This window comes from Roseofilum sp. Guam (genome assembly GCF_017746735.1).
GTDB lineage: Bacteria > Cyanobacteriota > Cyanobacteriia > Cyanobacteriales > Desertifilaceae > Roseofilum > Roseofilum reptotaenium.
Genome location: NZ_JAGHZN010000032.1, coordinates 37,725 through 62,757, shown reverse-complemented (window position 1 = coordinate 62,757; position 25,033 = coordinate 37,725). Strand labels below are relative to the sequence as shown.

17 protein-coding genes are annotated in these 25,033 nt (G+C 44.7%); 10 read left to right on the top strand and 7 right to left on the bottom strand.

Translation table 11 applies throughout. From position 1 onward, the window contains the following. The first annotated feature begins 7 nt into the window (after positions 1–7). From J7529_RS14250 to J7529_RS14240, 3 genes are all read left to right on the top strand, one after another. Positions 8–1,780 carry an N-acetylmuramoyl-L-alanine amidase gene (locus J7529_RS14250; RefSeq protein WP_318729514.1) on the top strand — a complete coding sequence of 591 codons (1,773 nt, stop codon included), beginning with the start codon at positions 8–10 and terminating at the stop codon, positions 1,778–1,780. Positions 1,781–1,902: 122 nt separating this feature from the next. Further along, positions 1,903–3,057 carry a UDP-sulfoquinovose synthase gene (locus J7529_RS14245; RefSeq protein ID WP_318729513.1) on the top strand — a complete coding sequence of 385 codons (1,155 nt, stop codon included), beginning with the start codon at positions 1,903–1,905 and terminating at the stop codon, positions 3,055–3,057. Positions 3,058–3,274: 217 nt separating this feature from the next. Continuing rightward, positions 3,275–4,405, top strand: coding sequence for a glycosyltransferase family 1 protein (locus J7529_RS14240; RefSeq protein WP_318729512.1), 1,131 nt, complete (start codon positions 3,275–3,277; stop codon positions 4,403–4,405). Between the two features lie 307 nt (positions 4,406–4,712). Here J7529_RS14240 and J7529_RS24745 read toward each other — a convergent pair whose 3' ends face one another. After that, complete coding sequence (locus J7529_RS24745) at positions 4,713–4,910, bottom strand: tetratricopeptide repeat protein (RefSeq protein ID WP_413038892.1); 198 nt, start codon at positions 4,908–4,910, stop codon at positions 4,713–4,715. A gap of 321 nt (positions 4,911–5,231) precedes the next feature. Here J7529_RS24745 and J7529_RS14235 point away from each other — a divergent pair, with 321 nt between their 5' ends. Continuing rightward, on the top strand, positions 5,232–6,317 hold the full coding sequence (locus J7529_RS14235) for a helix-turn-helix domain-containing protein (protein WP_318729510.1): 1,086 nt from the start codon (positions 5,232–5,234) through the stop codon (positions 6,315–6,317). 36 nt (positions 6,318–6,353) lie between these two features. Here the strand turns inward: J7529_RS14235 and murJ are convergent, their stop codons facing one another. From murJ to J7529_RS14210, 5 genes are all read right to left on the bottom strand, one after another. Continuing rightward, on the bottom strand, positions 6,354–7,967 hold the full coding sequence (gene murJ, locus J7529_RS14230) for a murein biosynthesis integral membrane protein MurJ (protein ID WP_318729509.1): 1,614 nt from the start codon (positions 7,965–7,967) through the stop codon (positions 6,354–6,356). A gap of 102 nt (positions 7,968–8,069) precedes the next feature. After that, complete coding sequence (locus J7529_RS14225; protein ID WP_318729507.1) at positions 8,070–9,029, bottom strand: hypothetical protein; 960 nt, start codon at positions 9,027–9,029, stop codon at positions 8,070–8,072. 87 nt (positions 9,030–9,116) lie between these two features. Next, entirely contained in the window at positions 9,117–13,577 is a 4,461-nt protein-coding gene (locus J7529_RS14220) for a pentapeptide repeat-containing protein (protein WP_318729506.1), read from the bottom strand. Between the two features lie 192 nt (positions 13,578–13,769). Then, entirely contained in the window at positions 13,770–14,318 is a 549-nt protein-coding gene (locus tag J7529_RS14215; RefSeq protein WP_318729505.1) for an FKBP-type peptidyl-prolyl cis-trans isomerase, read from the bottom strand. 40 nt (positions 14,319–14,358) lie between these two features. Beyond that, positions 14,359–14,682, bottom strand: coding sequence for a phasin family protein (locus J7529_RS14210; RefSeq protein ID WP_271937968.1), 324 nt, complete (start codon positions 14,680–14,682; stop codon positions 14,359–14,361). A gap of 188 nt (positions 14,683–14,870) precedes the next feature. Between J7529_RS14210 and J7529_RS14205 the strand changes: the two genes are divergently transcribed. Continuing rightward, on the top strand, positions 14,871–15,377 hold the full coding sequence (locus J7529_RS14205) for a GNAT family N-acetyltransferase (protein ID WP_318729504.1): 507 nt from the start codon (positions 14,871–14,873) through the stop codon (positions 15,375–15,377). Here the strand turns inward: J7529_RS14205 and J7529_RS14200 are convergent. Continuing rightward, positions 15,261–16,823, bottom strand: a complete 1,563-nt coding sequence (locus tag J7529_RS14200) for a TM0106 family RecB-like putative nuclease (protein ID WP_318729503.1) — start codon at positions 16,821–16,823, stop codon at positions 15,261–15,263. The genes J7529_RS14205 and J7529_RS14200 overlap by 117 nt on opposite strands. Positions 16,824–16,976: 153 nt before the next feature. Between J7529_RS14200 and J7529_RS14195 the strand changes: the two genes are divergently transcribed. From J7529_RS14195 to J7529_RS14175, 5 genes are read left to right on the top strand one after another with little or no spacing between them, the layout of a single operon-like run. After that, positions 16,977–19,826: a response regulator gene (locus J7529_RS14195; RefSeq protein WP_318729502.1), complete on the top strand. Its 2,850-nt coding sequence runs from the start codon at positions 16,977–16,979 to the stop codon at positions 19,824–19,826. A 16-nt stretch (positions 19,827–19,842) separates the two neighbouring features. Beyond that, entirely contained in the window at positions 19,843–21,492 is a 1,650-nt protein-coding gene (locus tag J7529_RS14190; protein WP_318729501.1) for a class I SAM-dependent methyltransferase, read from the top strand. A gap of 21 nt (positions 21,493–21,513) precedes the next feature. After that, a complete protein-coding gene (locus tag J7529_RS14185) occupies positions 21,514–22,680 on the top strand; it encodes an aminotransferase class V-fold PLP-dependent enzyme (protein WP_318729499.1) in 1,167 nt (388 codons plus the stop codon). A gap of 8 nt (positions 22,681–22,688) precedes the next feature. Next, positions 22,689–23,861, top strand: a complete 1,173-nt coding sequence (locus J7529_RS14180) for a glycosyltransferase family 4 protein (protein WP_318729498.1) — start codon at positions 22,689–22,691, stop codon at positions 23,859–23,861. Beyond that, complete coding sequence (locus J7529_RS14175; RefSeq protein WP_318729497.1) at positions 23,858–25,030, top strand: glycosyltransferase family 4 protein; 1,173 nt, start codon at positions 23,858–23,860, stop codon at positions 25,028–25,030. Before J7529_RS14180 ends, J7529_RS14175 begins: the two co-directional genes overlap by 4 nt. The last annotated feature ends 3 nt before the right edge of the window (positions 25,031–25,033 follow it).

Sequence of the window (25,033 nt, the reverse complement as noted above, 5' to 3'; positions counted from 1 at the left end):
TAATCCTGTGAAATTTGCTTTATCTTCTATCCTCGTTCTGAGTGCCGTGGTGATCGCCGCTCCTACTGTTGCCAACTCTGATATCTTTATTGCTTATCCTCGCGATCGCCATGAAACCACGGCCGATCGCATCTTCCTCATTGGTACAGCTCCCGTTGGAGGAGAGGTTAAGGTGAATGGTCAAGTCATTTCTCGTTCTCCTCAAGGGCATTTTGCCCCTAGTTTTTCCTTGGAAATGGGAGAGAATACCTTTACCCTGCGCCATGGAAATCAGGAAAAACAGATCTCTGTGATCCGGAAATCTGCCCTTCCTCCTGCTCCCGTGGGTTTGAATTTTGCCCAGGGATCGCTAACACCGGGAGTCAATATCGCTAAACCTCCTGGAGAACAAGTTTGTTTTTCCGCTGTTGCTCCCACCCCAGCTACCGTTACAGTTACTCTCGGCCAACAAACCCTACCCTTAACCCCCCTCTCTACCCTGCCCCAACTGCCGCCGAATTCAGCAGTTCTCACCGGAGAAAACCAACCGACAACCGTTGCAAGTACTACCTATAAAGGCTGTGCGACGCTTCCCCTCACCTCAGAGGCGCAAAATTTAGGTCAACCCCAATTTACCCTCACGCTCAACGGCCAAACCTTAACCCAAGCAGCTCCGGGAACCGTATCTATTCTTTCTCCTAAGCAATTTGAAATTGCCGAAGTGACTGCTGAAAATGGAGTCGCTCGTACGGGTCCAAGTACCAACTATTCCCGGTTAACACCCCTTCCGCAAGGAACCCGCGCCACAATTACGGCTGAAGAAGGGGAATGGCTCAGATTAGACTACGGTGCATGGATCAAACGAGAAGAAACACGAGTCTTTTCTAGTGCAGCTCCTCCTGTTTCCCTCATTCGCAGTATTCAGGGTCGTCAAACCTCTGGATGGACGGAAATTGTATTTCCCCTGCAAGTCCCAGTTCCCGTTAGTATTCAGCAGCGCCAAAATAGTTTAACCCTGAGTTTGCACAATACTACCGCTCAAACCGATACTATTTATCTCAATGATGGCCCTTTAATTGAGCGCCTCGATTGGGAGCAGGTTTCACCGACACGCATTGACTATACATTTGCCCTCAAAACCGAGCAACAATGGGGCTACAAGCTGCGCTATGAAGGTACGACCCTAATTTTATCCTTGCGTCATCCTCCCCAGCCTTCTCGCTCATCCTCTCAACCCTTACAGGGCATGAGGATTTTACTCGATCCCGGCCATGGGAGCGAGAATGACTTGGGTGCAAGGGGGCCAAACGGGTATCCAGAAAAAGATGTGAATTTGGTGGTCTCTAAGCTACTGCGGGACGCTCTGCAAAAACGAGGGGCAACGGTGTTGATGACCCGCGAAGAGGATGATGACCTCTGGCCCCATGACCGGGTGGAGATCATTGAAGCGCAGGAGCCAGATCTGGCCTTGAGCATCCATTACAATGCCCTTCCCGATGCCGGAGATGCAGAGAATACGGCTGGAATCGGCACGTTTTGGTATCATCCCCAGAGCCATGGTTTAGCGGTGTTTTTACATCAATATTTGGTGGATGAACTCCAGCGGCCGTCCTATGGGGTGTTTTGGAACAATTTGGCTCTGACTCGTCCGGCGATCGCCCCTTCCATTCTGTTAGAGTTGGGCTTTATGATTAACCCGCGAGAATTTGAGTGGATCGTCGATCCCAAGTCCCAACAAGAATTAGCAGACACTCTCGCTGATGGTATTGCACTTTGGGTTACTCAAACCGACAAGCCCTAGGGAGATCGGCAGATATGATGGAAAATTCCGATAGCAATATTTCTTTAAGAAATGTGTCACAGGGGACACAAACCTGATACATTGACCGAGTATCGGTAAATGATTTTGAATTGAGTGACGTTATGAAAGTCCTGGTTATTGGTGGTGACGGCTATTGTGGGTGGGCTACCGCACTTTATCTGTCTGACCATGGTTATGAAGTAGGGATTCTGGATAATCTCGTGCGTCGTCATTGGGATCAACAGCTTTGTGTTGAGACCCTGACACCGATCGCACCGATTCAGCAACGGTTACGTAAATGGCATGAATTAACCGGCAAAACCATCGATCTGTTTATTGGCGATATCAACGATTATGATTTCCTGATTCGCTCTTTGCGTCAATTTCAACCCGAGGCGATTGTCCATTTTGGGGAACAGCGATCGGCTCCATTTTCGATGATTGACCGCGAACATGCGGTCATGACTCAGACGAATAATGTAGTTGGAAACTTGAATCTTTTATTTGCAATGAAAGAGGAGTTTCCTGAAACCCATTTGGTGAAATTGGGAACTATGGGTGAATATGGAACGCCCAATATCGATATTGAAGAAGGCTATATCGAGATTAACCATAATGGACGAAAAGATACCCTTCCCTATCCGAAGCAACCGGGAAGTTTCTATCATCTCTCGAAGGTTCATGATAGCCACAATATCCATTTTGCCTGCAAGATTTGGGGTTTGCGAGCCACAGACTTGAACCAAGGGGTGGTTTATGGCGTGTATACGGAGCAAACCAAACGGGACGAGTTGCTGATCAACCGTCTCGATTATGATGGTGTATTCGGAACCGCGCTCAACCGCTTCTGTATTCAAGCGGCGATCGGTCATCCCCTCACGGTTTATGGTAAAGGTGGACAAACGAGAGGCTTTTTAGATATCCGCGATACGGTTCGCTGTATTGAAATTGCGATAAATAATCCTGCCAATGCTGGTGAATTTAGAGTCTTTAACCAGTTCACTGAAATGTTTAGCATTAGTGATTTAGCGGTCATGGTTGCTAAAGCAGGTAAACACCTCGGATTATCGGTAGAAATTAACCACCTGGATAATCCCCGTGTAGAATTGGAAGAGCATTATTTTAATGCGAAAAACACCAAGCTTAAAGATCTAGGTTTAGAACCGCATAACTTAGAAGAGTCCCTGCTTGATTCTTTGATTAATGTGGCTCAAACATACAAAGGTCGAGTGGATGAGAGTCAAATTCTTCCTAAAGTCTCTTGGCGGCGGAATTAATTTGTTCAGCCCCCCGTTATTAGTCATATCATATCCGTCTAGTCAGTTAGGATAAGTCATTGCGAAGGTCGCGAAGAGGAATGAAGCAATCTTCCCAATTTTGGTAATCTTGGCGATTGCTTCCCTCCGATCGCAATGACAATGGTTTAAGAGGGCATGATATCACCCATTACCCGATTGATGGTTTTTCGATATTGTTTTAGAATTGTGCTTTTTTATGAGAATTGCTCTATTTACAGAAACGTTTTTACCCAAAATTGATGGTATTGTTACTCGTCTAACCCAAACGGTCGATCATCTGCAACGGTTGGGCGATCGCGTATTGATCGTTTGTCCGGAGGGAGGACTGACGGAATATAAGGGTGCTAACATCTATGGGGTATCGGGAATGCCGTTGCCTTGGTATCCAGAGTTGAAAATGGCATTTCCACGACCAGCAATTGGGGAGGCGATCGCCGATTTTAATCCCGATTTGATTCATGTGGCTAATCCTGCAATCCTGGGTTTAGCAGGACTGTATTATGGCAAGAAGTTTGATATTCCCCTGGTAGCTTCTTACCATACCCATCTGCCCCAATACTTGCAACACTATGGGTTAGGCATGTTAGAACCCTTGTTATGGGAGTTGCTTAAAGGGGCCCATAATCAAGCCGATCTCAACCTCTGTACCTCTAGTGTGATGGTACAGGAACTGGTTAACCATGAGATTGAACGGGTGGATTTATGGCAGCGAGGTGTCGATACGGAACTGTTCCATCCCAGTTTAGCTTCTAGAGAAATGCGCGATCGCCTTTCCCAAGGGCATCCGGATAGTCCTCTCCTCCTCTACGTCGGACGATTAGGCGCAGAAAAAGAAATCGATCGCATTAAACCTGTCCTTGAAAGTATCCCCGATGCACGGTTAGCACTGGTGGGTGATGGCCCCAACCGAGCTATTTTAGAAGAACATTTTGCCGGTACTTCCACCCATTTTGTCGGTTATCTGCGCGGCCAAACTCTTGCTTCTGCCTTCGCTTCGGCTGATGCCTTTATCTTCCCCTCCAGCACCGAAACCCTCGGCTTGGTTCTCCTCGAAGCCATGGCTGCGGGTTGTCCCGTCGTCGCTGCGGGAACCGGCGGCATCACCGATATTGTCACCGATGGCGTAAACGGCTACCTCTTCGATCCCACCGATCCCCAAGGTGCGATTTCCGCTACCCAGAAATTACTCGATAATCAAGCCGAGCGCGATACTCTGCGCCAAAATGCTCGTCAGGAAGCCGAGCGCTGGGGTTGGAGTTCTGCCACTCGCCAACTACACCGCTATTATCAAGCTGTAGTTAATTCCCGGCAACCGCTGGCAGCTTAGAGTTGACTCAAAAAGGTGGGTAGGAGAGGGTTTTATATAGCGCTGTGCGCTGGGGAATAGGGAATAGGAAATAGTAGCTAGGTTTCAGTCTTGAACTTTGTCCTAACTGACTCTTTCTCTGCTATAGAACTGATTTGGGATGTATCTTTCCTTCTGTCATGTTGAGCGATCGCCCAACATGGCAAGAGTTCTATAATTCAGTCAAGACAAGGGTTTTCCCAGGGTGACAAAAGATGGATCAGGTTTACTTTTTCATGGATGCCCGTACCCATGCCACTTGTTTCGGCGCGTTGATTTTTTCCCAGAGTTAAATGGCTCGGTTAAAGTAATCTTGGCTCTGGGCAAGTTCTCCGGTTTCTTGATAGGTTAATCCCAGTTGATAATACGCTTCAGCGAGGTCACATTTTACCCTCAGTTTCTCTAAGATTGCGATCGCTTGAGTGTGATAGGAGAAGGCGGTTTCATAGTCGTTTTGGAGCCGAGAGAGTTCGCCAAGTCCAGTCAGTGCTTTTCCTTTGATACCATCGCCTCGATTACTGGATGGGACTACTTGGTCGATGCCTTATTAAGCGCAACTTCATAGAGAAATGGTATTACACTATATCTGTCTCTTATTTGGAATCACTATAATCCATGTATTCCTTGCTCTGTAATGTTTTGAGAGCTTCTTGCTGGGCAAGATGAACAACCTGTACCCAATGTTTTTTCAGGAATGCAGCTACTTTACAGCAAGAGTGACACTTAATCTGTCACTCTAAAAAAAATATTGACGAATAATCTGGAATTGTATAGACTGAAGATCAAATCCACTTAGGAAGAGGAAAGTATGGAAGAACATATGAGTAGAGAGGATATATACTCTCTGATCTATGGCCAAATGTCCCAGGAGGAAAAGCTGCGGCTAGAGGTAGTTCAGTCTTTGTCTGAGCCTTGTGATCGCAAGACATACAAGCAAAAGCTGGAGGAAGCTGCTCAGAAGCTTGGTAAATCCAAGCGAACTGTGCAGCGATTGATGAAGGACTGGAAAGAAAATGGAGTTTCAGCCCTCTTTCCAACCACTAGAGCTGATAAAACTAAGCATCGAATTTCTCAAGAGTGGCAAGAATTTATTCAGGATACCTACATGGAGGAACTGATCAAAGGCAGACGGATAAGTATAAAAGAGATTGCCTTAAAAGTACAAGAAAGGGCTACAAAGCTAGGAGAAGCAGATCCTCCAAGCGAGCGAACCATTCGACGGGTACTTAAAAATAAGTACGACGTACCAGAATATATTTACAGTGAGGAAGGGAAAAGAGAGATGTACAGGGTTAGTATTCCAATTAAAGGATATGTAAGAATGCATTTCCTTACAGATTCTGCTGAAGAAAGTATAGATCAAGCACTTAAGACCTGGGATTACCACAATATCCACAATTGTCAGATAGATGGCTCTATTTCATCAGTAAAAATAGACCCCAGCATTGATGATTTAGATACTCCAAGAGAACCACCAGCCAGAAAATTAGTACCTAAACAAAGCTTGGTAAGAAAAATGGAAAAATGCCATCAAGTTAGAGAGAAGAACGTGGAAGATTATCTGAAATACGAAGAGAACTTAGTTTGGCTTCAAGATACTAATGAATTTCCCTGGGTACGTTGCTGGGAGCCTGAACCAATACCATGGCGAGCAGGATTATCTCGTGACATCTCTTGTGTTCAAAGAGATGATATGATTATTGTAGGTTATTCAGAGGTAAAGGTTGGCACTCCTTTGTTGGATTGGGAAGGGGAAGAATATTACTACAGGCGAGTCTTTCTTATTAATAAAGACGACTACAAAAATTATTCTCCTGGTCGTTATCCTACAGAGGCTAAACTTACTAAAAGCTTAAAGCCAGGATTCGCAGGAATTCATCCGAATAATAGATAACGGTACATATCCCTCTTCTGTCACTCTACCCAAATATTACCGTCCTAATTTTTGGCGGATACGAGCGATAAAGGCTTCGGTTTCCGGTAACTTCAGGGGGAGGCAGAGGAGGGCGAAAATGCCTAAACCGATGGAGCCGGAAATGGAGAGTTGCAGGAGATGGAAGAGGAAACTGGGGGTTGTCCAGAGTTGTTCTAAGGTGTCGTTGATGAACCATGCTAGGGAGGAGGCGATCGCACTCACCACCGTCAAGCTCAGTATCGGAACGATCCACCCTTGCCAGCGTAAACCCTGAAGCTTTCGATCGAGCAAAATAATCATCGCCACCATGGAAAATAGGTTAACGCCAACTGTAGCTAAGACTAAACCGGGTGCGCCAAAGGACTGAATTAATACATAATCTAAAACCCCATTCAAGACGATACTGATCGTGCTAATCCGAAATGGGGTTTGACCATCTCCGAGGGCATAAAAGACACGCACCAATACATCTCGGCCTAAGTAGACAAACATGCCGATGCCATAGGCTACGAGTAAACTTGAGACAAACTGGGACGCTTGCGGGTTAAAGGCTCCGCGCTCGTACACCACCCGCACGATCGCATCACTGAGGGCAATCATTAACCCTCCCAATGGTAACATCGTCAGCGCCGTCAAAATCATCCCTTGGCGGATGCGCTGCTTCAGTTCCGGCCAATTTTCCGGTTCCGTAAGTCGAGAAAAAACGGGTAACAGGGGAACCAGAAGCATATTCGAGAGAATACCCAAAGGTGTTTGCACCAATAATCCCGCATATCCTAACGCTGAGGCGGTTTGGGGGATGAACGAGGCAAAAAACAGGTCAGTGTAAACGTTAATTTGCATCATCCCCGAAGATAAGGTTGCCGGGCCGAGAACCCGCAACACTTGACCCACTCCCGGTTGACGAAACTGAAACCTGAGCCGTAGTGTTCCCAACCCCGATCGCCATTGCACCACCAGTTGCGCTAACCATTGGATCGCCGCACCTCCCAGGGTTCCCCAGGCTAGGAATTGACCGCCGATGCGAGCATATTCGGGGTTGATGATATCGGAGCCTAATTGCAGGAAGAGAGCGCCTAAACTGGCTAAAATGGTCAAACTGGAAAACAAGGGACTAATGGAGGGGAGGAAATACTGATCGCCCGCGTTTAATGTGCCAAATCCAATACCAATCCAACCGGCGAGGAGCGCCAGGGGAGCCATGATCCGCAGTTGTTCCACGGCGATCGCATGAATCTCTATTCCTTCTGGCGTTTGCAAGAGTCCTGGAGCTACCAAATTGATCAGGGGATCGGCTGCCACCATCAGAAATAGGGTCACGGGCAGTAAAATCAGACTAATTAATGTAGTAATCGTTTCCACCAAAGGCGCAGCTTCTTCCGGTTTGCGCTTGGCTAAAGCACTGACAATGGCACTATGAAACGGGCCATTAATTCCCCCTAGGAGGATGAGCAGAAAACCGGGAATCACATAGGCATAAGTATAGGCATCTACTGCCGGGCCCACACCAAAAGCCGCCGCGATCGCCTGTTGGCGAACTAAACCGGCTACTTTACTGACTAAAGTGGCGATCGCCACTAACCCTGCAATTCCCGCTAAAGAGCGAGATGATTTAGAAGATTCTGACACAATCTAATAATTAAACAATTAATAATTTTCATGTCGGCGACAGCCGAAACAATTGGGGTAATAGTGTATCACCGCGTCTCCACGTCTTCCCCCCCCATTCTTCTATTCCCCGTCACCCTGCTCACTAAACCGGGCTAACAGCTCTTCGCGGGAACTTTGCATACTTACCGAAACTGCCTCTTCTGGAGACAATTCCAGCAAGCGATCGATAATTGCCGTTAACTCCTCATCTAAAGAACCAAAGCGATTCCTGAGTAACGTTTCCATCATTAAACGTTGGGTTTGCCGCAACTGCTCCAGTCCCTGTTGAATTCCTTGCTCAATTCCTTGCTCAATTCCTCGTTCAAGTCCGAGTTGAATCGTATCTTCGCGCCATTTTATGTAAGCTGGTGATAATTCCATAATTAACTCCCGATCTTCTGGATTTAAGTCTATTCTAGTTTCTACATTAATCTGCCAAATCCCAATCAGTTCCAAAATATTGCGCTGTTGAGGATGATCTGGGGGCAATTCAACCACCTCTTGAATGGCTCTTTTCTGAGTTCCCCCTTTTCCCAACAGTCTCAACCATAGCGTTTCTGGGGTTTCTGGCAGTTGGTTAATGGCAATTATCCCCGTTTTGATTAACCCAGGAAGTAAATATACTCCAGAACACCACTGTTCTAAGTTAGAGCGAGCGCCGCAGAATTCCATGACTCGTTCAGAAAGAGTTGGCGTTAGTATCCAGAGTTGCGGTAATTCACTTTCCTGAAGAGTTTGCTTTTGGCGTTTGGCTTGCCGTTGTAGTTCTCCATGGACATAGAACAGTTTAAGAATGCAATTGCGAATTTCTGGGTTAGTGGGACAATTGCGGAAGGGTTCCCACAAAGATGGGGTAGCAGCTAATTGCCTCAGCAAACCCAAAGCAGGTGGGTTGCTTGGCGGTTCAGGTGCAGGCTGAAAAAATAGATCGATTTGTAAGGTTTCGCCGGGAATTTCTCGACTAATTTCTACGGTTCCCAGGGGTTCTAGGAGTTCTTTGAGGTATTGTTTGGCGAATTGATCGTGGGGTTGGCGCGTCATATCCAGTCCGATTCAACGATTGTAGTTGCCAACCCTCGTAAGGTTAGCAAGAGGAGTGGGTTATTGATTCACCTCCGATAATAACCTTTAATTGGAATTCATTCGATTCCACAATGCCATAAAGCGATCGTCAGTTTGAGTCTTTTGATCAATTTTTGTTCCGGTTAAATTAATGTCATTTCCACAAACACTTAATTTAGCACCCCGCAAGTCCGCATCCGTCAGATTTGGAGAACCTAAACTTCCAGAATTCATCTGCATTTTGCGTAAATCTGCCCCCGTCAGATCAGCAGTGCTAAACCGACTCATATACAACCGAGCTGATGTAAAATTCGCATTTCTCATCATGCTATTGTGAAAATCAACATTCTGGATTAATGCCTTAGAAAGATTGGCATCAGTAAAGTTTGCTTCTGAAATTTTTGTGATATTTTGCAATGAAGCATCCTGGAAGTTAGCACGGGTAAAATTGGTGCGATCGAGATTGGTTCGGCTTAAAAATGCTCCAGTTAAATCTGCATCCGTCAAGTCTGACTGACTGAGATTAGTTTCACTTAAATTGGCTTGAATCAATTTTGCTCCCCGCAAGTCAAAACCGGATAAATTGATATTGTTTAATTGCAGTCTGCTCAAATCTTGTCCGGCTAAATCAGTTTTTGGATTCCAACCCGCTAATTTTAACTGTTCTAATAAACCGGGCGATCGCGATTCTCGGACGGTTTGGATGATTTGTTCAATGGAAGCAGAAGTGCGATCGCCAAAATTGGCATCTCGCGTTTTTGCCGAACTCAAATTTGCCCCTTCCAACTGCGCCCCCAATAACTGCGCCTGGGTTAAATTCGCCTGGGTTAAATTGGCATTTCGTAAATCCGCACCATTCAAGTTCGCTTGCGTCAAATTTGCCTGTACCAAATGCGCCCGATTCAAGTTCGCGTTCTCTAAATTAGCGCCTTCCAAATTGGCATTGTGTAACATCGCTCCCGCCAAATTAGTCGCTTGTAAATTAACACCATGCCAATCCACCCCCACCAAATATGCACCTTCCAAATCTTGTCCCTGTAAGTCAACCCGACGGTTTTGATTGACAATTTCCCAAATCACCTGCCATTTTTCGTCCCACTGAGTCGAATCATCAATCTGACACTCTTTGAAATTGGCTCCCTGTAAATTAGCCCCTCGTAAATCAACGCCACTGAGATTGACACCTTGCAAAATTATTCGGTATAAATTTAATCCCTGGAAGTTGGCATTCTGCAAATTGGCATCCCGCAATTCTACTTCGACACACTGTGCCACTTGAGACCAATCCGCACCTTGTAAGTTTGCCCTTTGAAACTGTAAGTTTTCTAAATTTGCCCCCGTCCAATTGATATTTTGGAGATTGGCATTACTCAGATAAGAACCCAATAAATTTGCCCCTTCCAAATCGGCATTTTCTAAATCTGCGTGTTCTAAATTTGTTCCATCATCACTCCAATCAAATGTAACGTGACAGAGTGTCGCATCCCGCAGACAGGCTTGATGTAAATATGCACCGTGAAATGTAGCATGACTGAGGTTTGCACCAGCTAAATTGGCTTCGGAAAAGCTGGCATCGTCAAATTCCGCATGACTCAGATCTGCACCGATAAAACTGGCACAGTTAAAGTTAGCATAGTTGCCTTGAAGCTGTTTTAAATTTGCGCCGTTTAAATTGGCATTCTCTAGATTCGCTTCTTCTAAATTTGCCCCTTCCAGGTTTGCATTCTCTAAGTTTGCGTTTTCCAGATTTGCGGCTGTCAGGTTGGCATAACTGAAATTGCATTCCCGCAAATCCATCCCGGCAAAATTGGCATTTTCTAAATTGGCATTTTGGTAATTTTTTCGATCCGAAGATGGGTTGGCAATCTCCCAAAGTTCTCGGACGCGATCGCTCACATTTAATGCTCTGGAAATCACCGTTCCAATTAAGTTAGCTTCGTCCAAATTCACGCCATCCAAATTCGCGCCGTCTAAATTGGCATGGTTTAAATTGGCTTGTTCTAAATTCGTATGAGTAAAATTGACACCTGTTAAATTTTTCCCGACAAATTCACTTCTAGCTAAGTAGGCTTGACTCAGATCGACATCCGTCAACTCTGTGGCAAAATCTTCTTGATTGAGAAGTTGCCAAACCAACCGCCATTTCGGATCGAGTTGGGTATTTTGATTAATTTCGGTTCTGGTTAAATTGGCTTGATTAAGATTGGCATTTCGCAGATCGGCATCATTCAAATTTGCTCCTGCTAAGTTGGTATCTGTGAGGTTTGCGTGGCTGAGATTTGCACCGGATAAATTCAACAAATTGAGATGTTGGAGATTGGCATGGCTGAGGTTTGCTTGCCGAAATGACAGCATATGATCGCTCCTCATTTCCTCTAAATTGGCATGGCTGAGATTGGCGCGATCGAAGTTGGTTTTAAATAGAGCTGTCCCTTTTAAGTTTGCCCCAACCAAACTCGCTGCGGCAAAATTACAGTTGCTCAAATTGGCATTTTCTAAGTTTGCACCATCCCAGTTAACCCCTTGGAAATCCAGATCCCTCAAATCCATTTCTTGGAGATCTTGTCCCGCATAACTTCGGTTTTGCAATTCCCACAAAATCCGTCCCGTGCGATCAAATTGAGTTGAACGATCGATCGCTGCATCTTTGAGGTTAGTTCCACACAGATTCGCCCCCCGGAGATCGGCACCGCACAAGCTCGAATGGCTGAAATCCGAGTGTTCTAAATCGGCATTTTGGAAATTAACACCGTTACACATTGCCGCTTGAAAATTTCCCTTCGGCAGTTTGGCGCGATCGCAGTTTGCGCCGGATAGGTTGGCTTGGCTAAAGTTCGCATCTGGCAAGTTAACGGCTTGGAAATTCGCATCTTGCAAGCTAATTTGACTCAAATTCACTTGAGTACAGGAGATGAGCGAAAAATTGGCGCGATCGCACGTTGTCCCCTCCCAAACCGCTCCCGAAATGACTGCCATTTCTAAATTGGCATCCCGTACATTAGCCCCCGTGAGATCGCTGCGATTCAGGTTAGCTTGGCTTAAATTAGCCCCCGATAAACCTGCATTGCTCAAATTTGCTTCTCGAAAATTGGCTTGGCTGAGATTCTGATTTTGTAAATTTTGGCAACTGAGATTACCTTTACAAAGAGAGACTTTAATCAATGTTGCTCCCTGCAAGTTCATGTCATGCAAATCTGCATCAAACATCTTGGCATCCGTCAAGTTTGCCCCCGAAAAATTAATCGAATCAAATTTTGTCCCCGTAAAATCCACCGATTCTAGATCGGCTTGACTAAAATCAATCCGAGTTAAAGTTGAGCTGTTAAAACTGCCATTTTTAAGATTAGCCCCCCTGAAGTTAATATCGGTTAATTCGAGAGCAATCAATTTCAATCCTTGCAAATCTCGCCCCTGGAGTTGCAAGGATTGAGTGTCTTGATTCGCTAACTGCCAAAATAATTTCCATTTCGGATCGAGTTGGGTATTTTCATCAATAATACTGAGTCGTAGATCGGCTCCTGTCAGGTTCGCGCCGAGAAAATTAGCGCCCCGCAAATCTGCACGGTTCAAGCTGACATTGGCTAAGTTTGCACCGCTAAAATCGCAATTTCTGAGATCGGTTTTTCCGAGAACAGCATTGCTGAAATTGTAGCCTCGAAAGTCGCGATCGCGCAGCTCTCCCTTTTGGAACCACAAACCCTGTAAATTGCCGTCCGCATGGGTGGGGTTGAAGAGTTTCCACAGCACCAAATTCCGCGCATCTAAACGGGTGCGATCGTCGATCGCAACCCCTTCCAAACAAGAATTTTCCAAACGAGTGCGGCTCAAATTTGCGCCCCGAAAGTCTGCCCCTTTAAAATTGGAGTTTTGCAAGGATGCGTCCGATAAATCGGCATCTTGAAAGTTCGCCCCCGAAAAGTCACAGCGATCGCAGTTAAGCCGATGTAATTTGGCTTCGTTAAAGTTAGCCGATTTAAAATTGGCTTGTCGGCCAAAAACTTGAGTCAAATTGGTATCCTGAAAGTTAGCTTCACTCAAATTTGAATCACTGAGGCGACATTGGGATAAATTTGCACCGGAAAAATTAATGCTTTGTAAATCGGATTCGTCTAAAATTGCGAATGACAAATCAGCACCGGAACAGTCCCGATTTTCATGTCTCAAATTTACCAATTCCCAAACTAATTTCCACTTCGGATCGAGGCGGGTATTTTCGTTAATTTGACTGTCGTGAAGGTGTGCCCACTTGAGATCTGCACCCGTCAAATCGGCATCTTCCAGGTTTGCCCCTCGCAAAACGGCATGAGTGAAAGAAACATTTTGTAAATTTTTTCCTGTTAGGTTGCGATCGCTCAAAATCGCGCTCGATAAATTTGCCCCCGGTTTGAGTTGTTCTTCGGTGACGGGTGGGCGACTACTGCTAAACCTGCGATTCCGCTTCGGTTGAGTGTTCTGATTCTGTGGTTCCTGACTACTCCGGCGACGGCGGCGACGGCGTGGATTTTCAGTATTTTTCCGTTCCGACATGGCAGCTTTCTTCCCTTGGAATCTCCTCTTTTTATTTTAATCGCTTTAGATTAGCAGCCAGTTGAGTGAGTAAGTCCAAGGGAGGTGGCGGAATGGGGGGAGCATCGCTGAAACAAATGGCATGTAGGGGCGAACAGCCGTTCGCCCCTACAGATTTTCTAAACACTTGCCCTAATACAGCCCACTAGGGAGTTATTTAACATCCAAGAGTTCCACATCAAAAACCAAGGTCGCATTGGGGGGGATGACACCGCCTGCCCCTCTTTCGCCATAACCTAAATTTGGGGGAATGGTCAGTTTTCTGCGTCCGCCGACTTTCATAGACATTACGCCCTCATCCCAGCCTTTGATCACTTGGCCAACGCCAATGGTAAAGGTAAAGGGGCGATTACGATCGCGGGAACTATCGAATTTTTTCCCATTTTCTTCTAAGGTTCCCGTATAGTGAACCGTCACTTTATTGCCTTTTTCTGGGCTTTTTCCTTCTCCCACTACCACATCAACATACTTGAGACCCGATGGGGTCATTGTTGCTTCTGCTGGGGCTAAATTTTCACTGCTATTTTCGGCACTAGCCATCAGTTGAGTTGCTCCTTGATTGGTCACTTGAGTGATTTCCGCAGGGGAAACCTCTGATACCTTAGCAGCATTAGCCTCACTGGGCGAACCCAATAATTGTGCGGCCACCAAAATCACGGCACAGGTCACCATAACCCCAAAGGTAATCCAAATTTCTTTCACGTAACTTTTCCTCAATGCGATCGTCGATTCAAGAGCGTCATTAACGCCACAGTTTATTTTCCAAGTCTCGCACTTGTCGCTCCAATCGGTCTAGCCTTCCGCGCAACTCATCCATCTCAGACTGACGGGGAACCCCCCAGTCCATCAACAAATTCCGCAGTTGGCGTTGCAAGTGTTCATCGAAGCTGCCTTGCTCGGTTTTAAGCTGGTCTACCAAGTCATCCATCATGTCTTTGGCCTGATCTGGGTTGATCGTGCCGTTTTTCACCCATTCTTCACTGGCTTCTTTGAGCTTTTCAGCGACAATTGAGGTTGTTCCGACTCCAAGCATGAGTAATTGATTAATCAAATTATTGTTATCCATAGGGTTGGGTTGTTGGATTGAATGGTTTGACACGGGGTCAGTTCCTAGATGTTGTCTGGATCTGACTCCTGGGATTTAATTCTGTATTGATCTTAACCTTGAACTTCCCTCCATCGGTTATACTGCTCATTTCACCTGTCTTCAATCGTAGTAAACCTTTAAGGATTTCATATAAATTCTTGTTTGGCATGACCATCAGATATTCCCGTGAAGCCGATCTAACGAAAATAGTTGAAATTTATAATGCTTCTGTTCCTTGTCGTTTGGCTACGGCAGATCTGCGACCGATTTCCGTTGAAAGTCGTCTGCCTTGGTATCAAGACCATTCTCCTCATTCCCGACCCCTTTGGGTTAAGGAAATCAATGACCAGATTGTGGGGTGGCTGAGTTTGAATGATTTCTTAAATGGTCGTCCTGCCTATCAAGCTACGGCAGAAGTGAGTATTTATATCGATCCGGGGTTTCACCGTAAAGGGATTGGCCGGGAGTTGTTGACCCAGGCGATCTCTTCCGGGCCGGGTTTGGGCGTAACGACCTTAGTGGCCTTAATTTTCTCCCATAATGAACCCAGTATATCCCTATTCGAGAAACAGGGATTTAACTGTTGGGGTCATTTGCCCGAAATCGCCAATATGGACGGACTGAAGCGGGATTTGTTGATTTGGGGGCGGCATTTGTTGGAGAAAGGACACTAACCATTCTTTGACATGGTAGGTTGCTCGGCAGTCATCTTCGTTATAGTAGATAATCCGGTCTAAGAAGGTGTGATCGCCACTTTTGAGCCATTGGTCATACCAATAGACGGTTTGCGCTCCACTAGCATTCTCATCTCGCCATTCAAACCCCATCCATCGGGCAATGGTTTTGAGGGCATAACTTTCAATGGGTAGGGTGACAAAGCGGGTGACTCGTTCGTGGATATCGACAAACCGACGGATCAGGGGTTTTAATTCCGATGCGGGTGTACCAAACCGTTGCCCTAAGGTATTGACGGCTTTGACTTCATATTCGCAAAAATGGAAAATGGGCATTGGGTGATAGCGGTTGACCAGTTCCAGAAAAGCTTGCCACATCCGTTCTTGGTCATCTGGCGATCGCGCTAAAAAGGGATAAAAGCGGGAGCGTTGCGCCGTGCGATCGATCACCAAAACCCCCAACAGATATTCTAGATTTAAGTCGGGTTCTGTTTCAATATCAAAATAGAGTTCAACGGGAGTAACGGGAAAATCTTCTGGAGTCCAGGGGTGGAGTGGGATCGCCCGTTGTTCTAAACTCGATTGAGCTTGGCGAATAATTTGTACACTCACCTGCTGTCCAAATTCTGGAGCTAAATCGGGCAACTGTTCAGCAGTTAAGGATTCTAGGGACGTTAACCCCAATTCCTGGAGGCGTTCATAGCGTTTAGGGGTAATTCCTGGAATCAAAGAGAGATGGTTTTGTTGTTGAGCTACTTGATGACAACCGGTTAACCATTGACAAAGGCTGCATTTTTGCCGACTGATGAACACTTCCGGTTCGTTCGATTCTAGGAGCATGGTCAGCATTTCGGTCAACAGACTTTGGAAGTCTGGCCAAAGACGGGCTAAATCTACTGTATAGGGCGATCGCTCCCTTAACACCAATTCTCCTTTATCGGGCCATTCTCCTTGGATCTGACTTAAAATCCAAGCATGGAATACCGAGACCATTTGATATTCTCGCTTAGGGCGTTTGCCCCATTTTATATCCACCGGAGTATATTTCCAGGGGCCAAATTTCGACTCTCCAGGGGTTTTTACCCATAAGGTCGGATGACTCAGATAAGAGAATTTTGCCCAATGCTGAGGCAGAAAATGGGGTAGATCCAGAAACTCTAAATCCATTTCCCCAAGCCAAAGAACCCCATGATAGATCGTCTCTACCCCTTCTTGCATGAGGGCTAGAGTCGCTAAAGTGCCTTCTTGCCAATTGCCGTGGGCATACTCTGGTTTATCATAGGAATGATGGGCAAGGATCGTTTTTTGGTAGGCGGAACTATCCTGTCTTAATTTCAACAGATAGTCACTCGGAGGGTCTCGTTGGCGATCGTTTCCGTACATATCCAGAAACGCTCGACGATGACAGCGTTGGTAATCTAGTAATAATTGGGCAGTCAGCAGCATAATGATTAGACTAACAAAAACCTGTCATATTGTGGGAAGGGGTGAAAAGAGGACTCAGTTGGATCAAGTTCTCCCATGGTAGAGTTCCCTTCTATTGTCCCTCGATCTTGAAAGATTGCCCTAGGTTAACTCTGAAATCTCTTGAATCCCAACATGGATGATTCTTCACGCTCGGAAATTTCTCGCCCTTCGATTCGGCGTTTAGCCATTCTCTCCTTAGCGTCTTTGGGGATTGTGGCTCTATTGTCGATGTCAAGTCAAATTTTGATTCAGCGAACCCTAAAGCAACAGATTCGCTCTAGCCGGTTTTTGGAGTTAATGGAGAATTATCGCCACTTAACTACAACGGTTGTCGAAGAAGCAGTTGCTGTTACTCAGGAGTCTAGAGTTTCAGATCGAGTCCCTGAAGTGGAGGATTTAGTTCGAGTTCGTCAAGAATGGAAAAGTCTTTACGAGAAGCTCAGACAAAAACAGTTACAGCTTGGGTTATCGATTGAGAGTTTACAGACAACCTGGGAAGGGATAGAGGACTGTGATGGGAAGATGTGGAGCCTGACAGAACGTCTGGTGAGTGTAGGAAACCCCTCTGGTGTGTCCGAGGAACAGTTATGGCAGCAAGGGAAAAGTTGCGATCGCCAGATTGAAGAGATATTCACCCAAGAGTACGATCTCAGTCCCGTCTATTTAAATACGGCTAGCCAAGTTCAACTCGCCCTATTTGGATTAACCCTAATTGTTCTCTTCCTAGAAGGAGCCTTGATTTTTTATCCCGGACTTCACCAAATCCGAGATTACATCAAAGCACTCAAATTAGTCGAACAGGAAAAAACCAAGATTACCCATGAACTCAAGGCCAAAAATAAGGCCCTCGATATAGCATTGCAAGAAGCCCAATCCGCCACCCGGCTTAAATCTGACTTTTTAGCCGTCATGAGTCATGAAATCCGTACTCCGATGAATGGTGTATTAGGCATGAGTGGCTTATTATTTGATACGGAACTCGATGAAGAACAATTAGAATATGTGGAAACTATCCGCAGTAGCGGTCAATCTTTATTGACGATTATTAATGATATTTTAGATTTCTCGAAAATTGAAGCGGGTAAACTCGAGTTAGAAACTCAACCCTTTGACCTCTATGAATGTGTGGAAGAGTCTTTAGATTTACTAAGCGCCCATGCCTCTGAAAAAGGTCTGAATTTAGCCTATGAAATCGATTCCCAAACTCCCCATGGCTTAATTGGGGATATTACCCGGTTGCGGCAAATCCTGGTGAACTTAATTGGTAATGGAATTAAATTCACCAAAGAAGGGGAAGTTTCGGTAACGGTCAAATCAACACGTCTGGGAGGTTCTCCGAGTCCCCTTCCTCATCCGGAACAGGCCGTCTCTTATGAAGTCCAATTTACGGTTCAAGATACGGGGATTGGGATTCCCAAGCATCTACAAAATAAGCTCTTTCAGTCTTTTTCCCAGGTGGATACCTCTACCACTCGTCGCTATGGAGGAACGGGTTTAGGATTATCGATTTGCAAGCGCTTAAGTGAATTAATGGGCGGTAAAATGTGGGTGGAGAGTGAAGAAGGACAGGGGGCAGCGTTTCATTTTACCATTGTCGCTGAAGGGGCGCGATCGCCGATTCCAATTCATTTACGTAATAGCCAGCCCCAGTTACGAGAAAAAAGGATTTTCATTGTCGATCAATCCGCTACGAATCGCAAAATTCTCAAAGATCATGCCCAAAGATGGGGAATGAATAGTTTAGAGTTGAGTACAGCAGAAGAGGTTACCAACTGGATGAAACGCTCTATCCCCTTTGATGTGGGAATTATTGGAGCGCTACCTGGGGATGAATCCTTAGAGGATTTAGTCGATCGGATTCGCCAATACTGCGATCGCGACTCTCTACCTTTAATTTTACTCGCCTTTAGCGGTACAGTAAACAAATCCTGCCAAGAAAAATTTGATTCCACCCTCTCTAAACCCATTAAACTCTCCCAACTCTACCGAATTTTAATGGGTCTTTGTGCTGGACGGACAGTGGAAACCCATTCACCAACAACAGAATGGATGCCCAATCTTCCTGATACTCATCAGGCAGAAGATTCAGACTCTACTCATCAACCCCGATTTTCACCCTCTCCTGTGAGTGAATCTGAATGTTTAAGTATAGGTTCCCCACCTGTAAATCAGGAAAATCATAGTGAAGATTCCTCAGTTTACTCTCTGCGTATTCTTCTAGCTGAAGATAATAGTGTCAATCAAAAAGTTGCGATTAGAATGTTAGACCGTTTAGGCTATCGAGTTGATGTCGTCAGCAATGGCTTAGAAGTGATTGAGGCGCTGCAAAGGCAAGTTTATCATATCATTTTAATGGATGTGCAAATGCCAGAAATGGATGGCTTAGAAGCCACTCGATATATCTGTCAAACTTGGCAAAGTTCTCAGCGCCCCCATATTATCGCGATGACTGCCGGAGCCGCCGATGGCAATCAGTGGCAATGTCTAGAAGCAGGGATGGATGATTATGTGAGTAAACCAGTGAAAGTAGAAGCACTGCAAGCTGCTCTAGAAAGGGCAAAAACTAAATTACAAGAACTGCACACTGTATCGGCTCCAGTGAAGTTGAATTTATCAATTAATCCTGGAAGAGAAGAAAGTTTAGATTGGCAAATTTTTAATCGCCTACGGGATGAGCTAGAAAGTGATGACGATCCAGAATTTTTTACCGATTTAATCGATCAGTTCTTGGGAGATGTGCCAAAAATCCTAGAAGCCATGAAGCAGTCTGCCCAAACCGAAGATACGGAAACTTTAACCATTAAAGCTCATACGCTCAAGGGTAGCTCTCGAACATTTGGTGCCAATGCTTTGGCGAATTTATGTCGAGATTTAGAAGCAGAAGCTCAAACGGCTAGTTTGGTACAAATCGGTCAGAGAATTGCCCAAATTGAATTAGAATTTAATCAAGTTAAATCTGTGTTAGAACAACAGAAACAATAAGTCGGGTGTTGGATCAATGAACGATCAAACGATTGATGCATTTACCTATCCTTTGGTTCGGGACTACTTGACCGATGGATTTTCGGGACTTTCGTCTCTGAATACCCAGATTCATCTCCAAGATGAGATGTTGCTTTTTTTACTGGATGCACAGAGTTATCAAGGGAAAAAAGAGCAGGCAGTTTTAGCCTATTTTAAATCAGCACAGGAGATCCTGGATCGGGTAGATCAGGCGATCGCATGGCATCAGAAGAGTTGGACGAATATAGACCGTTTTTTAGAGTTTGCCTGTGGGTATGGACGATTAACTCGATTCTGGGTGGAAAAACTTGCTCCTGATAAAGTTTGGGCTTCGGATATTTATCCTAATGCAGTCAATTTTGTGACCAAAGAATTAGGCGTTCACGGGATTAATTCTGTGGTCGATCCGAAGCGTTATCACTGTGATGAAAAATTTAATTGTATTTTGGTTTATTCTTTGTTTAGCCATTTGCCAGAAGATCGGTTTGGACAATGGTTAAGTCGCTTATATGATTTACTCCTACCTGGTGGGTTATTGCTCTTTAGTGTTCACGATCAAGCTGTCCAACCTCCAGGTTATACCATGCCGGAATCTGGGATTTTATTTGTGGAGCAAAGCGAGAGTCAATCTTTAGATCGGGCAGAATATGGTTCAAGTTGGGTAACGGAGGATTTTGTCAAAAGAGCGATCGCCACTTCTATGGGGGATGAAGTCTCTTATACTCGCTTTCCGAGAGCATTTACACTCCAAGATTTATACGGGGTGGTTAAAACCCCCAATTGCGATTTTTCTGATTTAAAAATCGATTTTACTCCCAAAGGCGCTCTAGAGGACTATTTTATGGATGATAGGGGGCGATTTTTTCTGCGGGGGTGGAGTGCGATCGTACAACCGGATCATGGAGTAGCAGAAATTCAAGTGTGGTGTAAAGGGAAACGGGGTAACCGATTGCTACAAAGATGTATTCCTTCCACTCCTTCCCAGAAAGCAGCGCAAGTTTTGGGAATCGATCCTCAATGGACGGAAAAATCCGGCTGGTCGTGTGTGTTTAGTTTACCGGAAGACGTGGATTTAGAAACAGCAGTAATTATGATTAAGGCGGTGAGCGATCGCCAGAAAGAACGAATTATTGTCTTAAACTGGATGAAAACTTTGTTGCCAGAGGGAATCCCTACCCAAGGTGTGGCCGAAACCTCTTGGAAACAGGTGATTCAATCTCAATCGAATTGGTGGCGAGCTAAAATTTTAGATAATATTTGGTCTAATAATATTCAAGCCAATCTCGACCGTGCCACCCTTAAACCAGCTCCCAATTCCAAAGGTGTGATTTTAGAATTGGAAGGATGGGTGGTTGTCTTACATTCTGATATCACCATTGAAGATATCCAAATTTCCCTCAATGGCATACTCAAACAGCGATGTTTACCCACTTGTGTGCGTCCCGATGTCGCCCAATATTGGGGAAAAGCAAATTATATTTATAGTGGGTGGATTGCCGAGTGTTATCAACAAGAAGAAATTCAACCGGAGCGCGATCGCGTCAGCGATGCAGAGCCTTATCGGCTGCAAATTAAAATCATCGATTCTCAAGGAGAAATCCATACCGTTTGCGATCGGCTCCTGGCTACCCTATTATCAAAGTAGGCGCAGAAAATCAATTCATCTATGAATCTCACTCAACACCGGCAACAACTTACTGCTCTGAAGAATAAAATGTATTTTAATTATGGAGGTCAAGGGCCTCTCCCGGAATTAGCACTGCAAGCTATTTTCAATTCTTATCGCCACATTCAAAATTTAGGCCCCTTTTCCCAGAGTGCCAAGGATTGGGTGACTGAGGAATTGCAGCAAACACGGGAAGTTATTGCTGCTGAACTTAAGGTTTCTGCCAGCACAATTAGCCTCACCGAAAATGTGTCTGCGGGATGTAATATTGCCCTATGGGGAATTCCCTGGCAAGCTGGAGATGGACTCTTATTAACCGATTGCGAACATCCCAGTATTATTGCTACAGTACAGGAAATTAGTCGTCGGTTTGGCGTTCAGCTTTCTACTTGTCCGATTTTAGAAACTTTAAACGAAGGCAATCCGGTAGAGGCGATCGCCAGTCGAGTCCAACCCAACACTAAATTGGTGATTATCAGCCATATCCTCTGGAATACGGGTCAAGTTCTACGCCAAAAAGAAATTGTGGAGCAAGTGCGATCGCAAAACCCCAATACTCAAATCCTAGTCGATGCTGCCCAATCGGTCGGCTCTTTACCCCTCACCTTAACCGACGATGGCATTGACTTTTATGCTTTTACCGGTCATAAATGGTGGTGCGGTCCGGAAGGGTTAGGTGGCTTATACGTGCGTCCCGAAGCCTTAGAAACCCTGCATCCCACCTATATTGGTTGGCGTGGCATTCTGACGACCATGACCGGACAACCCAAAGGATGGAAACCCGATGGCCAGCGCTATGAAGTCGCCACCTCTGCCTATCCTTTACTGGCAGGACTGCGAGAAGCTATTTCCTTTCATCAATCCTGGGGAACGATTGAACAGCGATACGATCGCATCTGTAAACTCAGTGCTATACTTTGGGACAAGTTGGGAGACATCCCCCAAGTTCATCAACTGCGAGCAACACCACCGGAATCAGGTTTAGTTTCATTCCAACTCGAAAGTGGTAAACACGGGCAACTCGTCAATGCTTTAGAAGCGCAAAACCTGATGGTGAGAACCATCTGCCATCCCAACTGTATTCGTGCTTGTGTTCACTATTTTACCGAAGTTGGGGAAATCGAGCGACTGGTGGAGGCGATCGTGACCATTACATCGAAGGTTTAAGAAACATAATGCGGATCGGTTACGTTACCACCTATGATGTTTTTGATTCTTCTCAATGGAATCAGGAACATACAGGATTGTTTACGGCAGGGCGTTATTTGGCCAAGTCGTTAGAGTCAGCATCCTTATCCTTAGACTATATTGGCCCGCTACAGAAAAAGCGATCGCCCATAACCAGAGCCAAGTGGCTTTATTATCGTAACCTCTATCATCAAGATTACTACAGTTGGACTGAACCCTTTATCCTCAAACACTATGCCCAACAAATCGAGAAAAAGCTATCTACCCTCAATATAGACCTCATATTAACCCCTGAAAACGTCATTCCCATTGCTTATCTGAAAGCCAAACAGCCCATTGTCCTTTACACTGATGCCGGTATTGGAAATTTACTTAATTTTTATCCTTATCTGAGTAACCTGTGTCAAGAAACCATCGATAAACTGTATGATTTGGAAAAGAAAGCGATTGATAACTGTGAGCTAGTCATTTACACCTCCGACTGGGCAGCTCAACAAGTAATTAAATTATACAATATCAATCCAGCCAAAGTTAAGGTGGTTCCTTGGGGTGCCACTATCGAGTGCGAGCGCACTAAGAATGATATTCAAAAAATTATAGAATCTAGACCTCCTTCTCCTTGTAAATTACTATTCTTGGGATTTGATTGGCATAGAAAAGGAGGTGATATTGCCTTAGAAGTCACCAAGCAGCTTAATAAAAATGGCTTCAAAACAGAATTGATTGTTGTAGGCGCGAAACCTCCTCATCAAGAGCAACTCCCAGATTTTGTTAAAATTATTGGAAAAATAGACAAATCTCACCCAGAAGGAAAACATAAGCTCGATCAAATCTTAGCAAACTCTCATTTTTTGATTTTACCTACCAAAGCTGAAACTTATGGTCTTGTTTTTTGTGAAGCCAACTCCTTTGGAGTCCCTTGTATAGCATCAGATATTGGCGGTATTACCACCGTCATTCAAGATGGCTCAAATGGCAAGAAGTTTTCTCTATCTGCCCAAATATCAGATTATTGCCAGTTTATTACCACGCTAATGGATAACTATGAAGAATACAAAAAGCTAGCTTTTTCATCTTTCCAGGAATATGAATCTCGGTTAAATTGGACAATGGCAGCTCAGACTTTAAAAAGAATGATGGTGGAGATAATAAGCTCATGAAAATAGCATATATTACGGACTTTGATCTAGATAGTTTTCGGAAGGGGAACCGTCCAAAAAAAGAAATTGGTCACTGGGGTCACTGTGAGTATATAGCAAATTCTCTTGAAACTGAATCTACAACTGTACAGTACATAGAGACTCTCACGCAAACAAAAATTATACTTTCTCCATTAAAACGCAAAATATATCAAAATCTACTAAAGCAAATTTACCATTCTTGGGCTGAACCTGCTATTAGTATAAATTATGCCGATCAAATTAAAAATAAGATATCTAATCTAGGTGTAGATATCCTTTTTACTTCAGATCTTAACCTTATTGCTTATGTGAAGTGTAAACAACCTATTGTGCTGTGGACTGATACCATATATGCAGGGTTGATTAATTTTTATCCCACCTATTTCAATGTCTGTCAAGAATCCCTGCGGCATTTGAGAACTCTAGATACATTAGCCTTGAATAACTGTAGCCTTATTATCTTAGCCTCTGAATGGGCTGCTCAAACTGTCATTGAACACTATCAAATCGATCCCTCGAAAGTTAAAGTTGTTCCTCATGGAGCAAATTTGGAGTGCGATCGGACAGTAGATGATATCAATACAATCATAAAATCCAGACCTTCAAACCACTGTAAATTACTCTTTTTGGGAGTAGATTGGATACGCAAAGGTGGGAATGTTGCCTTGGAAGTGGTTAAATCACTTAATCGTACTGGACTATCGGCTGAATTAAACGTAGTTGGAGTCAAGCCAGTTTCTGACGAACCTTTACCTGATTATGTCAATTCTGTGGGATTTGTCGATAAATCGAAACCTGAAGGATTAGCCAAGTTAAATCAGTTATTAGCTGAATCGCACTTTCTAATTTTACCGTCACGAGCAGAATGCTTTGGTCACGTTTTTTGTGAGGCTAATTCCTTTGGAGTTCCTTGTTTAGCGACGAAAGTAGGAGGCATTCCTACTGTGATTAGAGATAATGCCAATGGCAAAACGTTTGCTTTAGATGCAGATATAGAAGAATACTGTGATTATATCATCTCGTTAATGACGAATTACGAAAAATATGAAAAACTAGCTCTTTCTTCCTTTAACGAATATCAAACTCGCTTAAACTGGACAGTTGCGGGTCAAACCGTGAATCAGTTATTAAGGGAGTTGATACAGTGAGTC